Origin of the sequence: Promicromonospora sp. MEB111, from assembly GCF_030209445.1 — a bacterium.
GTDB lineage: Bacteria > Actinomycetota > Actinomycetes > Actinomycetales > Cellulomonadaceae > Promicromonospora.
In genome coordinates this window covers 79,204-97,016 of the sequence record NZ_JARVSD010000028.1, presented here as the reverse complement: position 1 = coordinate 97,016, position 17,813 = coordinate 79,204, and the positions used below count along the sequence as shown (strand labels likewise).

Sequence of the window (17,813 nt, the reverse complement as noted above, 5' to 3'; positions counted from 1 at the left end):
CACGGAACGATAACGGTCAAAATCACCCTACCAGAAGCGACAGGAGCGTTTTGGCCGAAGTGTCCCAGTCGTACCCTGCGGCGCGGAGCCGCGCGGCGGCCGACCGCTCGGCCCAGGTGCGCGGGTCGTCGAGCTCGCGGACCGCGGCGACGTACCCGTCCAGGTCGTCCGGGTCGACGTACGCCCCCGCCGCGCCGCCGACCTCGCGGAACACGGGGATGTCGCTGACCACCAGCGGCGTGCCGAGCGTCATGGCCTCCACCAGCGGGAGCCCGAAGCCCTCGTCGCGGGAGCCCGAGACCAGCGCCGTCGCGCCGCGCAGCACGTCGCGGTAGACCTCGTCGGACGCACCGTCGTGGAACACGAGCGTGCCCTCGCCGGCCAGCTCCGTCAGCCGCGTGCGCTGCTCGGCCGTGACCGGGCTCATGAGGTGCAGCTCCCAGCCGGGCAGGCGGGCCATGGCGCGGGCCGGCAGCTCGACGTTCTTGTACGGCATGAACGAGCCCATGTAGACGAGCGACCGGGTGCGGGGCGCGCGGGTCAGGTCCGGCACGGGGTCGGGCGCGTTCGGCACCACCGTGACCGGACGCCGGGTCAGCCGGTGCCGGGCGATCAGGTCGCGCGTGGTCTCCGAGACCGTGACCACGGCGTCGGCCCGGTTCAGCAGCACCCGCTGCGGCCACCACGCCAGGTGGAACGCCCGCCACAGCAGCCGCACGGCCGCGGGCAGGTTCCGCGGGGGCGTGGGGTGCCGGTAGTAGATGAGGTCGTGCAGGGTCAGGACCACCCGGTAGTCCCGTCCCCAGGTGCCCATGGTCTGCATCGGGCTGAACACGACGTCGGCGCCCGTGCGGCGCACCTGCCGGGCCACGAACGGCTCGCGCCAGCTCGTCGGGGCGCTCACCTTGTGCCACGGCAGCCCCTCCGGCAGGTGGGCGAGCTGGCGCTCGTCGTCCACCAGCACCTCGATCGGGTGCAGCCGGGCCAGCGCCGTGACGATGCCCGCGGTGTACCGGCTGATCCCGTCGTGCCGGCCGACCCGCAGGTAGCGGCAGTCGACGACGATCTTCATCTGATCTTCCCTCACTGTTCATCCCGGTCGCCGGTGGCCTGGAGACCGGCCAGGAATCCGGCCGTCTCCCGGGCCACGACATCCGGCGCCTCGTAGTGGGCCAGGTGGCCGATCCGCGGGACCACGGCCAGCCGGGCGTCGGCGAGCGCCGCCGCGAGGACCCGCTGGGACGGCAGCGGGGCGACGTCGTCGTTCTCGCTGGCGACCAGGAGCGTCGGCACGGTGATGCGCCCCGCGTAGGCGGAGACGTCGGTGCCCACCGACGCGTGGAAGGCCTCCAGCAGGGTGCGCCGGTCGGCGAAGCCGGAGAAGTACCGGTCGTGCTCCGCGTGGATCCAGCGCCGCAGGTCAGGGTCGTTCGAGGTGACCATCGCGAGGCTCGCCACGCGGGTGAACAGCGGGTGACGCAGCAGGCCGGTCCCGGCCCGCTCCGGCAGCGCCGCGGCCAGCCGGTGCACCCCCACGGTGACGGCGCTCATCGCCCGGCGCGGGCCGTCCAGCGCCGCCGTCGCGATCGGGTTGACCAGCACGAGCGCCCGCACGGGTGGTCCGGCCGGAGCCGCGCCGCCGGCCGGGCCAGCCACCGTCGCCGCCGCGACGATCGAGCCGAAGGAGTGCCCGGCCAGCACCGCGTCACCTCCTGGCGCGACGACGGCCAGCAGCTCGGCGGTCCACGCGGCGTAGCCGGCGACGTCGTGCACCCCGTCCGGCAGCGGTGCCGACGCCCCGAAACCGGGTAGGTCGGGAACCCATACCTGCAGGTCAGGACGTTGTTCCACGAGGTTCGCCACGATCGGCTCCAGCCCGTGGTGGTCGCCGCGCAACCCGTGCAGGAACACGAGCCGGTGCGGCGCCGCGGCGTCCCCGTACACACGGACGTGCGCGCGGACGCCGCGGAGGCGAAGGTCCTCGTCGCGCGCGGGTGTGGCCGCGACGAGTCCCGCGTACGGTGCCTGGAGATCGCGCGGGTGCGTGTCGGTGTTCATCGCGCTGACCCTAAGCACTCGAGGGACGGTCACGGGAGTGGTCGGAGAAAGATGGGGGAAAACCCCCATCTCATTACGGGGGGAAACCTGGTGGCGGAGAAGGGCGTCCTTACGTCACCGTTGTCCCATGCAAGCCATAGCGGTCGCCCTCGCCGTCCTCGGCGCCGCCCTGTTCGCCGGCGCCGCGGTCCTGCAGCACCGCGAGGTGGCCGACCTCTACGGGCAGCCCTTCCCCCGCGAGCGTGTCCTGTCCCTGCGCCGCCTCAGCCGGATCGTCCGACGGCCGGGCTGGCTGGCCGGGTTCGGGCTCGCGGCGGGCGGCACGATCGTGCACGCGGTGGCGCTGGCGCTCGCGCCGCTCCGCCTGGTCCAGCCGATCGGCGTGCTCGCCGTGCCCGTGGCGGTGCTGCTCTCCTCGCTGCTGCTGCGGCGGGTGCCCGGCCGCAACGTGCTGCTCGGCGTCGCCCTGACCATGGCCGGGGTGGCGGTCTTCGTGGCCGCGTCCGTGAGCGCCACCTCGGGCAACGTGCCACCACCCGGTTCCACGCTGCCGACCGTCCTGGTCGTCGGGGGTGTCGTGGTGGGCCTGGGTATCGCGGGCCTGGCGGCCGGCGGCTGGCTGCGCTGCGTCGCCTGCGCCACGGCGGGCGCCACCGCGTTCGGCCTGCTCTCCGCGCTCATGCGCGTGATCTTCCAGGAGCTCGCGGTCGGCACCCCCTGGCACGACCCGCAGGTGCTCGGCACGGCCGCGGCCGCGATCGCCGCGCTGGTGCTGGGCGGCTGGCTCGTGCAGCAGGCCTACCCGTCCGGCCCGCCCGAGGTCGTGGTCGCGTGCCTCACGGTCGTGGACCCGATCGTGGCCGTGCTGCTCGGCGCGGTGCTCCTCGGCGAGGGCGCCGACACGCCCGTCGCCACCTGGTTCCTCCTCGGTGGCGCGGCGCTCGCCGCGGCCGCCGGGGTCCTCGTCCTTGCCCGGCTTCACCCCGACGCCGTCGCGGCCCGCGCGGCGCGCACCACCCCTTCGAGACTTCCCGAACCATCGAGAGGTACAGCACAGTGAACCTGCCTGGTACTCCCCGCACGATCTTGATCGGCGCCGATACCTACCCGCCCGCCGTGAACGGCGCCGCCCGGTTCGCCGGCAGCCTGGCCACCGGCCTGGCCGGCCGCGGGTACGAGGTGCACGTCGTCGCCCCGTCGCCGACGGGCCGCCCCGTGCGCGAGGTGCGCGACGGCGTCGTCCTGCACGGGCTGCGTTCCAGCCGGTACCCCACGCACCACAACCTGCAGATCTCCCTCCCCTGGGAGACGCGCCGGGCGATCACGGACATCCTCGACGAGGTACGGCCCGACGTCGTGCACACCAACGGCAGCTTCATCGTCGGCCGCGCCCTGGTCGACGCCGCGCACCGCCGGCACCTGCCCATCGTGGCGACCAACCACCTGATGCCGGAGAACCTCGTCGGGTACCTGCTGGTCCCCGGCTCGATGCACCGCACGGTCGGGCGCTGGCTGTGGCAGGACATCGGCCGCGTCTACGCGAAGGCCGACGTCGTCACCGCCCCCACGCCGCGTGCCGTGGACCTGCTCGCGCAGCACGCCGGGCTCGGCCACGCGATCCCCGTGTCCAACGGCATCGACACCGACCGGTACACCACCACCGTCCGCGACGGCCGCACCGAGCCGACGGTCCTGTTCGTGGGCCGCCTGGACCAGGAGAAGCGGGTCGACGAGATCATCCGCGCCTTCGCCCTGCTCCCCGACGGCCTCCCGGGCCGGCTGGAGATCGTCGGCACCGGCGCCAAAGCCGACGACTGGGCCGCGCTCGCCGTCGAGTCCGGCGTCGCGGGGCGGGTCCGGTTCCGCGGGTACGTGCCCGACGACGAGCTCCTCACCGCCTACTCCGAGGCCGACCTGTTCTGCATGCCGGGGGTGGCCGAGCTGCAGAGCCTGGTCACGCTGGAGGCGATGGCCTCGGGCCTGCCGGTGGTCGCCGCCGACGCGATGGCACTGCCCCACCTGGTGCGCCCCGGCGTCAACGGCTGGCTCTACACGCCGGGCGACGTGCGCGAGCTGGCCAACCGGCTGGGCGACCTCCTGGCGGACGCCGGCCTGCGGCACCGCATGGGCGCCGCGAGCCGCGAGCTCGTCGCGGCGCACGCCGTGGACGGCACCCTCGACGCGTTCGCGGAGATCTACGAGAAGGTCCACGCGATGCGCGCGACCGCGGCGGCTGCCTGACCTGTCAGCACGTCCCGTACGTGTCAGACCCACAGGTCCCTCGGGTGACCTGTGGGTCTGACACGTACGGCCGCGTCCGACCGGGGTCAGCCGCCGAAGACCGGCGCCACCGCCTTGACCAGCTCGTTGCCGCCGAGCACCAGGAACATCGCGGCCACCAGCACCAGGATCACGTTGACCCACCAGCGGTTGCGCCACTGCTGCGGCACCGCCCTCGAGTTCATGAGGAACAGCAGGGTCAGCGCGAGGAACGGCATGAAGAGCGAGCCCAGCGCGCCGTAGACCACGACGAGCAGGATCGGCTTGTCGAGGAACAGCAGCGCCATCGGCGGGAACGTCAGCCAGAGGATGTACCACCGGTAGTAGGTGCCGCCGGCGCCGCGGCGACGGTCGTCGGCGGGCAGGTTGCGCATCGTGGCCACGAAGTCGGCGAACATGAGCGACACGCCGTGCCAGACGCCGATCACCGACGAGAACGTCGCGGCGAAGAACCCGACCAGGAACAGCGGCGCCATGAACGCCCCGTACCGCTGGGCGAGCACGTCGGCGACGTCGACCAGGCCCTGCTCGCCGTCGGCCACGGCCAGGCCCGCCGAGTACAGCAGCTCGGCGCCCACGATCAGCATGGCGATCACGAAGACGCCGGACATGAAGTACGCCCACGCGTTGTCGATCCGCATGACGCGCATCCAGCGGGGCGTGTCCCAGCCCTTCTCGGTGAGCCAGTACCCGTAGGCGGCCAGGGTGATGGTGCCGCCGACGCCGCCCGCCAGGCCGAGCGTGTTGAGGACCGCGCCCTCGGGGATGACTGGCACCAGCCCGGCCAGGATCTCGCCGAGGTTGGGCGTCGTCAGCGCCGCCGAGCCCACCACGGTCACGAACATGACGCCGATGAGCACGGCCATGACGTTCTCGAACGGCTTGTACTTGCCGAACCAGACCAGCACCAGCCCGGCCACGCCGGACAGCATCGCCCAGTACCGCACGTCCAGCACCGGGAACAGGCCGTTCAGCGCGAGCCCGACGCCGGACATGGCGGCGGCGCCGTAGCTGAAGCCCCAGACGACCACGTAGACGCCGAAGTAGACGACGGCCCACAGGCCGAGCGACTTCCAGCCGTCGAAGATGGTGCGGCCGGTCGCGAGCGTCCAGCGGCCGGCCCCCTCGACGAGCGCGATCTTCACGACGACGCCGAGGATCACCGCCCACAGCAGCGCGTAGCCGTAGTTGCTGCCCGCGACCATCGTGGCGACCAGGTCACCGGCGCCGATGCCGGTGGCCGCGACGACGAGGCCCGGGCCGATGATGCGCCAGCGCGGTCTCTCCAAGGACTGGTCCTGCCCCACGCCTGACCTTTCGCGTGGTGCTGGTGGGTCCTCGGTCAGCCGATCTCCTGGAACCCCCTGCGAAGTGACCTCATTGTCCTTTTCCATGGCGTGACTGTACCCACGGGTTTCACCCGCCCAAAAGGGACGCGCCCGCACCTGTCCGGTGTCACAGAGGTTTAACAGGACTGCAATCCATTGCATACACACTCGACCTCACCAGAGTGATTGTATGCAATCGTCCTTCTCAGACCCGGATTGGATTCTCCAGTGCGCACTCCCCTGCCGCCGCGGCTGCGCGGCCCACTCGCCCCCGCCGCCGGCCTTCTCGCCGCGGCGCTCGTCCTGTCCGGCTGTCAGGAGGTGCAGACCGCCGCCCCCGCGCAGGAGACGGCCGACGTCACCGGCGTCACCCTGGACGGCCGGACGATCTCCGAGGGCGGAGACCTCGTCATGGCCCTGTCGGCCGAGCCCGACGTGCTCGACCCCACCACGTCGTCGTCGCTCTACACGCGGTACGTCATGCAGACGATGTGCGAGAAGCTCTACGACATCGACGAGGCGGGCGAGATCGTCCCGATGCTCGCCACCGAGCTGCCCGAGGTGTCCGACGACGGCCTCACCGTCACCTTCCCGCTCAAGGAGGGCGTGCAGTTCGCCGACGGCACGCCGTTCGACGCCGAGGCCGTGAAGACCTCGATCGAGCGTCACCTCACCAAGGAGGACTCGTCCCGCCGCAGCGAGCTGGGCCCGATCGAGAAGGTGACCGCCGTCGACGACAGCACGGTCGAGATCACCTACGAGACGCCGTTCGCGCCGCTCACCGCCGTGCTCGCCGACCGCGCGGGCATGATCATGTCGCCGACCGAGCTCGAGAAGGCCGGCGACGACTTCGGTGAGCACCCCGTCTGCGTGGGTGCCTTCAAGTTCGTCGAGCGCGTGCCCCAGACGTCCATCACGGTCGAGCGCGACCCGCTGTACTACGACGCCGAGAACGTGCACCTGGACACGATCACGTACCGGATCATCACGGACGCGAGCATCCGCTCCGCCAACCTGCGCTCCGGCGACGTGCAGGTGGCCGACACCCTCTCGACCCAGGACCTCGCCGAGCTGGAGGACGCCGACGGCGTGGGCCTCCTGGAGGTCGGCTCCCTGGGCTACCAGGCCATGACGGTCAACGTGGGCAACACCGACGGCGTCGGCGCCCCGCCCGGGACGATCGACACCCCCATCGCCACGGACCCGCGCGTCCGCGAGGCCCTCTCGATGGCCGTGGACCGCGAGCAGCTCGTGAAGTCCGTCTTCAACGACCGGTTCGACCCGGCCTGCTCGCCCATCTCCCCCGCGTCCACGTTCAGCACCGCGGCGAGCGAGGCGTGCCCGGAGTACGACCCCGAGGGCGCCAAGGCGCTCCTGGAGGAGGCCGGCGTGGAGGTGCCGTACAAGATCGAGATCAAGGTGACCAACACGCCCGACACCCTGCGCCTGGCGCAGGCCGTCCAGGCCTCGGTGGCCGAGGGCGGGTTCGAGCTGACGATCGTTCCCGTCGAGTACTCCTCGCTGCTGGAGGTCCAGGAGCAGGGCGACTTCGACCTGCTCCAGCTCGGCTGGTCGGGCCGCGTGGACCCGCACGGCAACATGTTCAACTTCCTGTCCACGGGCGCGGGCAACAACTACTCCGGGTACAGCAACCCCGAGGTCGACGACCTGCTCACCGAGGCGGCCACCGTCATCGACCCGGCCGAGCGGGCCGACCTGTACGGCCAGGTCGTCACGCAGGTCCAGGAGGACAACCCGATCATCTATCTCTACCGGACGCGCAGCCTGACCGGCTACGCCGACGAGGTGGCGGGCATCTCCACGTACGCCGACGGCGTGGTCCGGCTGAGCCACGCCGCGTTCGTCGACCCGAACGAAGGCTGAGAGCACCTCCGATGCGTCGTTACCTCCTCGTCCGCCTCGGGCAGTCGGCGATCACGCTGCTGCTGGCGTCGATGGTGATCTTCCTGGGTGTGCGCATGCTGCCCGGCGACCCCGCGCTCGCGATGGCGGGCGAGGAGGCCACGCCGGAGCGGCTCGCCATGATCCGCGCCGACCTCGGCCTGGACCAGCCGGTCTGGGTGCAGTACGGGCGCTTCCTCGCCGAGGTCGCCTCGGGCGACCTCGGCGAGTCCACCCGCACCGGGGCGTCCGTCGCGAGCATGATCGGCGCCACCCTGCCGGTGACGCTCTGGCTGTCGCTCTATGCGATCGTCGTGGCCGTCGTGACCGGCGTGGCGCTCGGCCTGCTCGCCGAGCGCTACCGCGGCCGCTGGCCCGAGTGGGTCGCGAACGCGGCGGCGCTGACCAGCCTGTCGGTGCCGAACTTCTGGCTCGGCATGCTCGCGATCCTCTACCTGTGCATCGGCCTGGGCCTGTTCCCGGCGTCGGGCTACGTGCCGCTCACCGACGACCCGGTGGGCTGGCTGGTGCACCTGACCCTGCCGGCGCTGATCCTCGGCACGGGCCTGGCCGCCGTCATCATGCGGCAGACCCGGGCCTCCATGATCGAGGCCATGCGCACCGACTACGTGCGCACGGCCCGCGCCAAGGGCCTCGGCCGGACCCGGGTGCTGCTGCGGTACGGGCTGCGCAACTCCCTGATCGTCGTGGTCACGATCGCCGGGCTCCAGCTCGGCGGCCTCATCTCGGGGGCCGTGGTGACCGAGCAGATCTTCGCGCTGCCCGGCTTCGGGAAGCTCACGCTCGACGCCGTCTTCCAGCGCGACTACCCGGTCATCCAGGCCGTCGTGGTGCTCACCACGGTGGGCTACGTGCTGGTCAACCTCGCCGTGGACGTCCTGTACTCCGTCATCGACCCGCGGATCCGAGTGGGAGGCCGCTCATGACCGTCATCGAGCACAGCGATCTCGCGCCGGAGGCCGCACCCGCCGTCGTCGGCCCCCGGCGGCTGCTGTCCCGGCTGCGCACCCCGCAGGCGATCACCGGCGCCGCGATGCTCGCGGTGGTGGTCCTGGCCGGGCTGCTCGCGCCCCTGCTGGCCCCGCACGGCCCGGCCGAGGTGCACTTCGACGCCCCGTTCCAGCTGCCCGGCACCGTCGGCTTCGCGCTCGGCACGGACGACCTGGGCCGCGACGTGCTGTCCCGGATGATGTACGGCATCCGGGCGTCGCTCATGGTGGGGATCGTGGCGGTGGGCCTCGCCGTCGTCGTCGGCACGCCGCTCGGGCTGGCCGCCGGCTACTGGCGCCTGCTCGACGCGCCCGTCTCGCGCCTGACCGACGTGACCCTCGCGTTCCCGTTCCTCATCCTCGCGGTGGGCCTGGCCGCCATCAACGGGCCCAGCCTGGCCGGCGCCGCCATCTCGCTCGGCATCGCGCAGGTGCCGACGATGGTGCGTGTGGTGCGCGCCGAGACGATGCGCCTCAAGGAGAGCCCGTTCGTGCTGGCCGCGACCGCGATGGACGCGTCCGGTCCCCGGATCCTCGCCCAGCACGTCCTGCCCAACTGCCTGTCCGCGATCATCGTGCAGGCCACGGTCATCATGCCGGCGGCGGTCCTGGGCGAGGCCGTGCTCTCGTTCCTGGGGCTCGGCATCCAGCCGCCCACCCCGTCTCTGGGCATCATGCTCTCGGACGCGCAGCAGTACCTGGGCCGCGCGCCCACCGCCGCGCTGTTCCCCGGCCTGGCCATCGTGGCCATCTGCCTCGGCTTCAACCTCCTCGGGGACGCCCTGCGCGACGCCCTCGACCCGTCCACCGACCGTAAGTGAGTGTCATGACCTCCGCTCCGTCCGCCCGGCACACCTCGCCGTTCGTCCGCCCCACCACCCCGGCCACGCGGCCCGACCTGCGGGGCACGTTCGGGATGGTGGGCTCCACCCACTGGATCGCCACCGCGAGCGCCCAGGCCGTGCTCGAGCGCGGCGGCAACGCGTTCGACGCGGCGGTCGCCGGCGCGTTCGTGCTGCACGTCGTGGAGCCGCACCTCAACGGGCCGGGCGGTGACATGACCGGCGTCTTCGTGACGGCGGACGAGCCGGCGCACCCGCGCGTGCTGGTGGGCCAGGGTCCGGCGCCCGCGGGCGCGACCATCGAGCACTACCGGTCCGAGGGCCTCGACCTGGTGCCCGGTTCGGGCGCGCTGGCGGCGGCGGTGCCGGGCAGCGTCGACGCCTGGCTGCTGCTCCTGCGCGACCACGGCACCTGGGACCTGGGCGACGTGCTGGCCTACGCGATCGGGTACGCCCGCGACGGGCACCCCCTGCTCGAACGCGTCGCCGGCACCCTGCGCACGGTCGCGGGCCTGTTCCGGGACCACTGGCCCACGTCGGCGGCGCGCTGGCTGCCCGACGGCGAGGTGCCGGCCCCGGGCACGGTCGTCACCAACCCGGAGTACGCCGACCTGCTGGACGCCGTCGCCGCCGCGGGTGCGCAGGCCCCGGACCGCGCGGCGGCGATCGACCTGGCCCGCGCCGCGTGGCGCGAGCGGGTGGGCGCGGCCGTCGAGGAGTTCGTGGCCACGCCGCACCGGCACTCCGACGGCGGCGACCACGCCGGCGTCATCACCGCGGCCGACGTCGCGGCCTTCTCGGCGTCGTACGAGGACGCGACCACCGTGACGTTCCGCGGGTACACGATCGCCAAGACCGGCGCCTGGGGCCAGGGCCCGGCGCTGCTGGCCACCCTCAAGATCCTGGAGGGGCTCGACGACGCCGCGCTGGACCCGTCCACCGAGCTCGGTGCGCACACGGTCATCGAGGCGCAGAAGCTGGCGCTGGCCGACCGCGACGTCTGGTACGGCGACCCGGCCGCGGACGACGTGCCGCTGACGTACCTGCTGAGCGAGGAGTACGCGGCCGCGCGCCGGGCACTCATCACGGACTCCGCGAGCCACGAGCTGCGCGCGGGCGACGTGCCGGGCCGGACGACGCCGGCCCTGCCGGTGCTGCGTACCGAGTACGCCACCAGCGCGCCCGCGGGGTCGCTGCCGGGCGCGCCCGGGAGCGGCGCGGCTGCGGGTGTGGGCGAGCCGACGGTGCCGGCGCCCGGCGTGGGCGAGCCGACCGTGCCGGCACCCACCACCGAGCCCGACTCCCCCGAGCACACCGGCGCCACCCGCGGCGACACGTGCCACATCGACGTCGTGGACCGCTGGGGCAACATGGTCTCGGCCACGCCGTCGGGCGGCTGGCTGCAGTCCTCGCCCACGGTGCCCGGCCTGGGCTTCTGCCTGGGCACCCGCCTGCAGATGACGTGGCTGGACGAGGCGTCGCCGTCGGCCCTGACGCCCGGGCGACGCCCCCGGACCACGCTGACGCCCACCCTCGTGCTGCGCGACGGCGAGCCCGTGATCGCGCTCGGCTCGCCGGGCGGCGACCAGCAGGACCAGTGGCAGCTCCTGTTCCTGCTGCGGGTGCTGGTGGGCGGGTACACCCCGCAGCAGGCGATCGACGCGCCCGCCCTGCACACGACGTCGTTCCCCGGCTCGTTCTGGCCGCGCACCTGGACGCCCGGCGGGGCGGTCGTGGAGGACCGGCTGGGCGACGACGTCATCGCCGCGCTGGAGGCCCGCGGCCACGTCGTGACCCGGGCCGGCGACTGGGCGCTGGGGCGCCTGTCCGCCGTGACCCGCGACCCGGCCACGGGCCTGCTGGGCGCGGCCGCCAACCCGAGAGGAGCGCAGGGATATGCCGCAGGACGCTGACCACTCCGCCGCGCCGCTGCTGCGTGTGCGCGGCCTGGACGTCGCGTACGGCGACACCCCCGTCGTGCGCGGCGTCGACCTCGACGTCGCGCGGGGCGAGCGGGTGGCGATCGTGGGCCAGTCCGGCTCCGGCAAGTCGACGGTGATCGCCGCGCTCCTGCGGCTGCTGCCCGGCGCGGGCCGGATCACCGGCGGGACCGTCGAGCTCGACGGCGAGGACCTGGCCGCCGCGGGCGAGGCCCGGATGCGGGCCGTCCGGGGCGGCCGGATCGGGCTGGTGCCGCAGGACCCGGGCACCAACCTCAACCCGGCCATGCGGCTGGGCGACCAGGTGGCCGACGCCCTGCGCGCGGGCGGCCTGCGGGGTCCGGCGGTGCGGCAGCGGGTGCTGGAGCTGCTGGCCGAGGCCGGCGTGCCCGAGCCGGAGCGCCGTGCGAAGCAGTTCCCGCACGAGTTCTCCGGTGGCATGCGCCAGCGCGTGCTCATCGCGACGGCGCTGGCCCGCGAGCCGGAGCTGCTGCTCGCCGACGAGCCGACGTCGGCCCTGGACGTGACCGTGCAGCGGCGCATCCTGGACCACCTGGTGGCGCTGGCCGAGGCGCACGGGACCGCGATGATCCTGGTCACGCACGACCTGGGGCTCGCGGCGGACCGCGCGGACCGGGTGATCGTGATGCTCGACGGCCGGATCGTGGAGCAGGGCTCGCCCGAGCAGGTGCTGCGGTCCCCGCAGCACGAGTACACGCGGCGGCTGGTCGCGGCGGCGCCCGCGGCCGTCGTCGCGCAGGGCGAGGCGGGGGTGCCGGCGGGCCGGGCCGCCGTCGTCGTCGCGCCTGGCGCTCCGGCCGACGATGGGGCGCCCGGCGCGCCGGGCGGTGACGGCCCGGCCGCCGGCGACGTCGTCACCGTCCGGAACCTCGTCAAGGAGTACCGGGTGCGCGGGCGCGGCGGGCTGCTGCGCGCCGTCGACGACGTGTCCTTCTCCGTGCCGCGCGGCGGCACCACCGCGCTGGTGGGCGAGTCAGGCTCGGGCAAGACGACGGTCTCGCGCATCCTGCTCGGCCTGGAGACGCCCACCTCCGGCGAGGCGCTGGTGGACGGGAAGGCCATCGCCGGGGCGGGCCGGGCCGACCGGCGCGCCCTGCGCCGTCGGGTGCAGCCGGTGTTCCAGGACCCGTACGCGTCGCTCGACCCGACCCACACCGTGGAGCGGGTCGTCGACGAGCCGCTGCGGATCTTCGGCATCGGCGACCGGGAGTCGCGCCGGGCGCGGGTCGCGGAGCTGCTGGACCAGGTGGCGCTCCCCCGGGACGTCGCGCAGCGGCACCCGGGCGCGCTGTCCGGCGGGCAGCGGCAGCGGGTCGCCATCGCGCGGGCGCTGGCTCCCGCGCCGGAGCTGCTGGTGCTCGACGAGGCGGTCTCGGCGCTCGACGTGCTGGTCCAGGAGCAGATCCTGGACCTCCTCGCTGACCTGCAGGAACGGCTCGGCGTGTCGTACCTCTTCATCAGCCACGACCTCGCGGTGGTCCGCGGCATAGCGGATAATGTGGTGGTGCTGCGGCAGGGCCGCGTCGAGGAGCAGGGGTCCGTCGACGACGTGTTCCACTCCCCGCGGGCCGACTACACCCGAGACCTGCTAGGAGCCATCCCCGGTGCCGCTTTCGCCCGATGAGCCCGCGCTCCCCCCTCTGGTGCGACCCACCGTGCAGGACGCGATCCGGCGCGACATCATCGCCGGCGTCCTGACGCCCGGCGCCCGCGTGACCGAGGCCTCGCTGGCCCAGCGGTACGACGTCTCGCGGGTGCCGGTCCGGGAGGCGCTGCGCGGGCTGGAGAGCGAGGGTTTCATCGACTCCCGGCCGCACGTGGGCTCGCGGGTCGCCGCGATCCCGGTGCACGACGCCGACGACCTGTTCGCGGTGCGGGAGGCGCTGGAGGTGTCGACGGCGCGCAGCGCCGCCCGGCGGGCGGCGGCGCTCTACTCGGGCGACGAGAGCCCCGAGGACTGGTGGCGCCTACGACGGCAGATCGCCGGGCTGCTCGACGCCGGGGACGCACACGTCGCCGCCGGCGACCTGGACCCCCTGGTGGGCATCAACGACCAGATCCACATCGCGATCGCCGAGCTCAGCGGCAGCGCGACCCTGACCCGGCTGCTGCGCCAGCTCTCCTGGAAGATCGAGTGGCTCTACGCCGCCGACATGCAGTCGCGCGGCAAGCGGCTCTGGCCCGACCACCGGGTGATCGTCGGGGCGATCGACGCCGGCGACGGCGAGCGGGCCGCCGCCCTGATGGCGGCCCACGTCCGGGAGTCGCGGATCGGCTACCTGTCACGCTACGGCATCACGAGGCCCAGCTCGGACCCCGAGGTCGCCGCCGCGGTGCGGCAGCAGCAGGGTGGTGCGCCCGACGGCGCCCGGCCCGGCGCCGATACCGTGGGGGCGTGACGAGCGACGAGCAGACCGGCGCAGCGCAGACCGGGGGCGAGCAGACCGGGGCAGGGCACGAGGGCTGCGGGTGCGGGTGCGGCGCCCCGGGGCGGGAGGCTTTCCTCCCGCTCGGTTCCCGCCCGGCCGACGCCGCCGCGGCACCCGCCCGGGGCCGGCACGACGTCGAGCAGGCCCAGGTGCCGGCCGGCCGGTTCACGATGGGCGACTCGTCGGGCGACCGGAACCCCGGCGACGGCGAGGCACCGCTCCACGAGGTCGCCCTCGACGCGTTCGAGATCGACGCGACCTCGGTGACGAACGCCGACTTCGCGCGGTTCGTCGACGACACCGGCTACCGCACCGAGGCGGAGACGTTCGGCTTCTCGGCGGTCTTCCACCTCGCCGTCGCGGCCGACCCCGGCGACATCATGGGCCAGGCCGACGGCACCCCGTGGTGGTTCGGCGTCCGCGGCGCGGACTGGGCGCACCCGGGCGGGCCGCGCTCCGTCGTCGACGGCCTCGACGACCACCCCGCAACCCACGTGAGCTGGAACGACGCCGTCGCCTACTGCGCCTGGGCGGGCCGGCGCCTGCCCACGGAGGCCGAGTGGGAGTACGCCGCCCGCGGCGGCGTCGAGGGCGCGAAGTACCCCTGGGGCGACGCCGAGGTGGACGACGGCGGGTGGCGCGCCAACATCTGGCAGGGCTCGTTCCCGCGGACGAACACGCTGGACGACGGCTGGCTCACCACCGCGCCGGTGCGGACGTTCGAGCCCAACGGGTACGGCCTGTGGCAGCCGGTGGGGAACGTCTGGGAGTGGTGCCAGGACTGGTTCGACCCGGGCTACTACGCGCACTCCCCCGCGGCCAACCCGGCGGGCCCCGACCGGGGCGCCCAGCGGATCCTGCGTGGCGGCAGCTACCTGTGCCACATCTCGTACTGCAACCGCTATCGGAACTCCGCGCGCTCGTCGAACACGCCGGACTCGTCGATGGGCAACGCGGGCTTCCGCACGGTGGCCCTCGCCCCGGGTCTGTGAGCGGGGCCGTTCAGGTCAGCAGGTCGCGGTACTGCGCGCGGGCCTCATCGCGTGGATGACCAACGTCTCGCCGGAGTCGAAGTCGAGGGTCACGAGTTCGAGCAGCCGTCCGGCGTCGTCGAACCCGAGCAGGAGCCAGCGGCGCGGGTCGTCCTCATCGTCCAGCGGCGCTGGATAGGCGGGCTGCTCGACGGCGCGCAGGACGCCTGCCTCGGTCAGCCGGTCGCGGCGAAAGTGCTTACGGGCGGAGTCGTGCAGCCTCACGCGACGTGCGCCCAGGCACGCACGGCCGCCCGGATCGCCTCGGACCTGTTCGCCAGCCCCTCTGCCTTGGCCTGCCGGTCCAGGGCCGCGAGGGTCGCGGCGTCCAGCCGAGCCGGCACCACCTCGCCCGGCCCGTCACCGGCCGGCGGACGACCGCGGCGACGCAGCTTGGTCACGTCGTAGCCGGCCTCGGCCTCGTCGGCCCACGCCTGGATCTGTTCCTCGCTCACCGCCTGTCCGCGGATCTTCCCGTCGCTCATGTGAATATCGTATACGTAAAGTGGTGGCAGTCAACGGCCATGCTCCGCTGATCAGGTGAACGTAGGAGCAGTCGCCGCATGAGCGCTCGTGCGGCGACTGCTCCTACGTTCGGCTGCCAGGGTCGGGGCCAGCGCCGGGGCCAGGGTCGGGGCCGGGGCCGGGGTCAGAACGTGCGGTGGGTCCAGGCGCCCGCCAGGAGGGTGGCCGCCACCGGCATCTCGCGCAGGGCTGCCGCGGCGGCGGCCGCGTCGTCGGCCTCGGAGCCAGAGCCGGAGCCGGAGCCCGGCGCCAGCGGGTCGGCGTCCAGGACCGCCAGGTCGGCCGGCGCCCCCGCCGTCGGGACCAGGCCGCGGCCGTCGGTCGAGGCCTCCAGGGCCGTGCGCAGGCCGATCCGCTGCTCCGGGTGCCAGGGCGCGCGGCCGTCCCGCGACCGGCTGACCGCCGCCGCGACCGCGAACCAGGGGTCGAGCGGCGCGACCGGCGCGTCCGAGCCCAGAGCGAGCACGGCCCCGGCGTCGTCCAGCGCGCCGAACGCGAACGCCCGCCCGGTGCGCCCCGACCAGTGCCGGTCGGCGATGTCGCGGTCGTCCATGGCGTGCTCGGGCTGGACGGACGCGATCACGCCGAGCTCGGCGAAGCGGGCGAGGTCGGCGGGGTCGAGGAGCTGCGCGTGCTCGACCGAGCCGCGCGCCCCGGTCGCGGCGAACGCGTCCAGCGCGAGCGTGTTGGCGTGGTCACCGATCGCGTGGATCGCGCACCGCAGCCCGCCGGCGTGCGCACGGGCCATGAGCGGGACCAGCTCGGCCGGCGGCACCGACAGGATCCCGTGCGCCTCGGGCCCGGTCAGCCCCGGGTACGGGTCGTGGCAGTAGGCGGTGCGCGTGTTGAGCGAGCCGTCCGTGACCACCTTGAACGGCCCCTGCTCCAGCAGGCCGCCCGTGCCCGGCAGCACGTCGCCGCTGCGCAACCCCTCGGCCAGGACATCGTCCAGCCAGGGGGTCCACACCCCCGCCCGGACCCGCAGCGCGCCGAACCCGCCGGCGAACCGGCGGCGCCAGGCCGTGAGGTTGTCCGTGATCTCCAGGTCGACGACGCCGACCACGCCCCGCGCCGCGGCGGCCGCGGCGGCGTCGGCCACCCAGGCGTCGGCCAGGTGGTCCGGCGCCCGATCGACGGCGGCGGCCAGCGGCAGCCAGTCGGCCTCCCGGAGCACGCCCGTGGGGTGCGCGCCGACGCCGACGAACCGCAGGCCGGCGGTGCTGAGCCACGCGCAGTGCAGGTCGCCGGAGACGAGCACCACGGGCACCTCGCCCGCGCCGGCGTCCAGCAGCTCTGCCGTGGGGACGTCGGGCCACAGCCCGTCCCGGAACCCGTAGCCGACCAGCGCCGTGCCGGGCTCGGGCGGCCCCTCGGCGAGGCGGTCGCGCACGAGCGCGACGGCCTCGGCGGCGGAGCGCGCGCCCGACAGGTCCAGCCGGCGCCGCACCAGCGCCCACTGCGTGAGGTGCACGTGCGCGTCCCAGAGCCCGGGCATGAGGATGCGCCCACCCAGGTCCACCCGCTCGACACCGCCGTCGCCGACGAGCCCGGCCGCCCCGACGACCTCGACCAGCCCGTCCCGCACCAGCACGTCGACGAGCCCGCCCGACTCGCCGACGGACCCGTCGAACGTAGGACCGGTCGGCGCAACACCCCCTGTTGCGCCGACGTTCCCTACGTTCGACGGCGACGCGCCGACCAGGCGGGCGTTCGTCAGGAGCAGGGCGGTCATGCCGCGCCGTCCGGGCGGCGGTCGAGCTCGGCGCGCACCTCGGCCGCGAGCGCCGGCTGCGCGTAGTGCGGGTCGGACCCGAGCGCCGTCACGACGCGCTCCACGACGGCGCGCGGCTTGTCCTGGCTCAGCTTCGCCTTGCCCTGCCAGCGGATCACGCGCAGGCGGAAGCCGGCGGCGCCCTTGGCGATGCGGTGGGCGTACTCCTCGACACCGGGGAGCCGCACGGGCTCGGGCATGACCGACTCGTACCGGTCGACGGTGTCGGACAGGACCGCGTACGACTCCTCCGGCCCGAGCAGCTCGACCGTGCACCACAGGTGGACGGCGAGGTAGTTCCACGTCGGCACGGCGGGCGTCATGTCGTACCAGCCGGGCGAGACGTAGCCGTGCGGGCCCTGCACGATCAGCAGGGACTCGCGGCCGCTGTCCAGGGCGTGCAGCACCTCGTCCGGCCGGCCGACGTGGCTGAGCAGGCTCATGGGCTCGCCCGGCTGCGTGTCCTCCAGCAGCACGGGCAGGTGGGAGGCGACGGGCGCGCCGTCGTCGGCCACCGAGACCAAGGTGGCCCAGCCGTGGGTGCGGACCAGGTCGCGCACGCGGGCCTCGTCCTGGATCTCGTAGTCGGTCGTGTGGATCACAGGGTCATCGAACCATCAGGACGGGCCTGTCCGGGACCCGTCCCGTGTGACCGCCGCGTAAAACTTTCATTTCC

Annotated in this window: 16 protein-coding genes; 9 read left to right on the top strand and 7 right to left on the bottom strand. The window is 73.9% G+C overall.

The window, feature by feature from the left end:
• Positions 1 to 22 precede the first annotated feature (22 nt).
• Both QRN56_RS26275 and QRN56_RS26270 read right to left on the bottom strand, forming a co-directional pair.
• Complete coding sequence (locus QRN56_RS26275; RefSeq protein ID WP_285108279.1) at positions 23 to 1,072, bottom strand: glycosyltransferase family 4 protein; 1,050 nt, start codon at positions 1,070 to 1,072, stop codon at positions 23 to 25.
• A gap of 11 nt (positions 1,073 to 1,083) precedes the next feature.
• Positions 1,084 to 2,058, bottom strand: coding sequence for an alpha/beta fold hydrolase (locus tag QRN56_RS26270; protein ID WP_285108278.1), 975 nt, complete (start codon positions 2,056 to 2,058; stop codon positions 1,084 to 1,086).
• A gap of 127 nt (positions 2,059 to 2,185) precedes the next feature.
• Here QRN56_RS26270 and QRN56_RS26265 point away from each other — a divergent pair, with 127 nt between their 5' ends.
• A complete protein-coding gene (locus tag QRN56_RS26265) occupies positions 2,186 to 3,118 on the top strand; it encodes a DMT family transporter (protein ID WP_285108276.1) in 933 nt (310 codons plus the stop codon).
• On the top strand, positions 3,115 to 4,299 hold the full coding sequence (locus QRN56_RS26260) for a glycosyltransferase (protein ID WP_285108275.1): 1,185 nt from the start codon (positions 3,115 to 3,117) through the stop codon (positions 4,297 to 4,299). The genes QRN56_RS26265 and QRN56_RS26260 overlap by 4 nt, the downstream gene beginning before the upstream one ends.
• Before the next feature lie 86 nt (positions 4,300 to 4,385).
• Here the strand turns inward: QRN56_RS26260 and QRN56_RS26255 are convergent, their stop codons facing one another.
• Positions 4,386 to 5,627: an Nramp family divalent metal transporter gene (locus QRN56_RS26255; protein ID WP_285108274.1), complete on the bottom strand. Its 1,242-nt coding sequence runs from the start codon at positions 5,625 to 5,627 to the stop codon at positions 4,386 to 4,388.
• A gap of 267 nt (positions 5,628 to 5,894) precedes the next feature.
• Here QRN56_RS26255 and QRN56_RS26250 point away from each other — a divergent pair, with 267 nt between their 5' ends.
• From QRN56_RS26250 to QRN56_RS26220, 7 genes are read left to right on the top strand one after another with little or no spacing between them, the layout of a single operon-like run.
• Positions 5,895 to 7,550, top strand: coding sequence for an ABC transporter substrate-binding protein (locus QRN56_RS26250; protein ID WP_285108272.1), 1,656 nt, complete (start codon positions 5,895 to 5,897; stop codon positions 7,548 to 7,550).
• Between the two features lie 11 nt (positions 7,551 to 7,561).
• Positions 7,562 to 8,515 (top strand): ABC transporter permease, encoded by a 954-nt coding sequence (locus QRN56_RS26245; protein WP_285108271.1) that lies wholly within the window; start codon positions 7,562 to 7,564, stop codon positions 8,513 to 8,515.
• Positions 8,512 to 9,399, top strand: a complete 888-nt coding sequence (locus tag QRN56_RS26240; RefSeq protein ID WP_285108269.1) for an ABC transporter permease — start codon at positions 8,512 to 8,514, stop codon at positions 9,397 to 9,399. Before QRN56_RS26245 ends, QRN56_RS26240 begins: the two co-directional genes overlap by 4 nt.
• 5 nt (positions 9,400 to 9,404) lie before the next feature.
• The gene (locus tag QRN56_RS26235) at positions 9,405 to 11,333 is read left to right on the top strand and encodes a gamma-glutamyltransferase family protein (protein ID WP_285108267.1); all 1,929 of its coding nucleotides are present in this window, start codon (positions 9,405 to 9,407) and stop codon (positions 11,331 to 11,333) included.
• Entirely contained in the window at positions 11,317 to 13,005 is a 1,689-nt protein-coding gene (locus QRN56_RS26230) for a dipeptide ABC transporter ATP-binding protein (RefSeq protein WP_285108266.1), read from the top strand. Before QRN56_RS26235 ends, QRN56_RS26230 begins: the two co-directional genes overlap by 17 nt.
• Positions 13,006 to 13,024: 19 nt before the next feature.
• Complete coding sequence (locus QRN56_RS26225; RefSeq protein WP_285108265.1) at positions 13,025 to 13,780, top strand: GntR family transcriptional regulator; 756 nt, start codon at positions 13,025 to 13,027, stop codon at positions 13,778 to 13,780.
• Positions 13,777 to 14,802 carry a formylglycine-generating enzyme family protein gene (locus QRN56_RS26220; protein ID WP_285108264.1) on the top strand — a complete coding sequence of 342 codons (1,026 nt, stop codon included), beginning with the start codon at positions 13,777 to 13,779 and terminating at the stop codon, positions 14,800 to 14,802. The genes QRN56_RS26225 and QRN56_RS26220 overlap by 4 nt, the downstream gene beginning before the upstream one ends.
• Positions 14,803 to 14,817: 15 nt before the next feature.
• On the opposite strand, the gene QRN56_RS26215 is transcribed toward QRN56_RS26220, so the two are convergent.
• The 4 genes from QRN56_RS26215 to QRN56_RS26200 all read right to left on the bottom strand — a co-directional run bounded on the left by QRN56_RS26215 (position 14,818) and on the right by QRN56_RS26200 (position 17,739).
• Positions 14,818 to 15,066: a toxin gene (locus QRN56_RS26215; protein ID WP_285108262.1), complete on the bottom strand. Its 249-nt coding sequence runs from the start codon at positions 15,064 to 15,066 to the stop codon at positions 14,818 to 14,820.
• Positions 15,063 to 15,326, bottom strand: a complete 264-nt coding sequence (locus QRN56_RS26210; protein ID WP_285108260.1) for a ribbon-helix-helix domain-containing protein — start codon at positions 15,324 to 15,326, stop codon at positions 15,063 to 15,065. The genes QRN56_RS26215 and QRN56_RS26210 overlap by 4 nt, the downstream gene beginning before the upstream one ends.
• A gap of 164 nt (positions 15,327 to 15,490) precedes the next feature.
• A complete protein-coding gene (locus QRN56_RS26205; RefSeq protein WP_285108258.1) occupies positions 15,491 to 17,098 on the bottom strand; it encodes an amidohydrolase in 1,608 nt (535 codons plus the stop codon).
• On the bottom strand, positions 17,095 to 17,739 hold the full coding sequence (locus QRN56_RS26200; RefSeq protein WP_285108257.1) for an FMN-binding negative transcriptional regulator: 645 nt from the start codon (positions 17,737 to 17,739) through the stop codon (positions 17,095 to 17,097). The genes QRN56_RS26205 and QRN56_RS26200 overlap by 4 nt, the downstream gene beginning before the upstream one ends.
• Positions 17,740 to 17,813 lie beyond the last annotated feature (74 nt).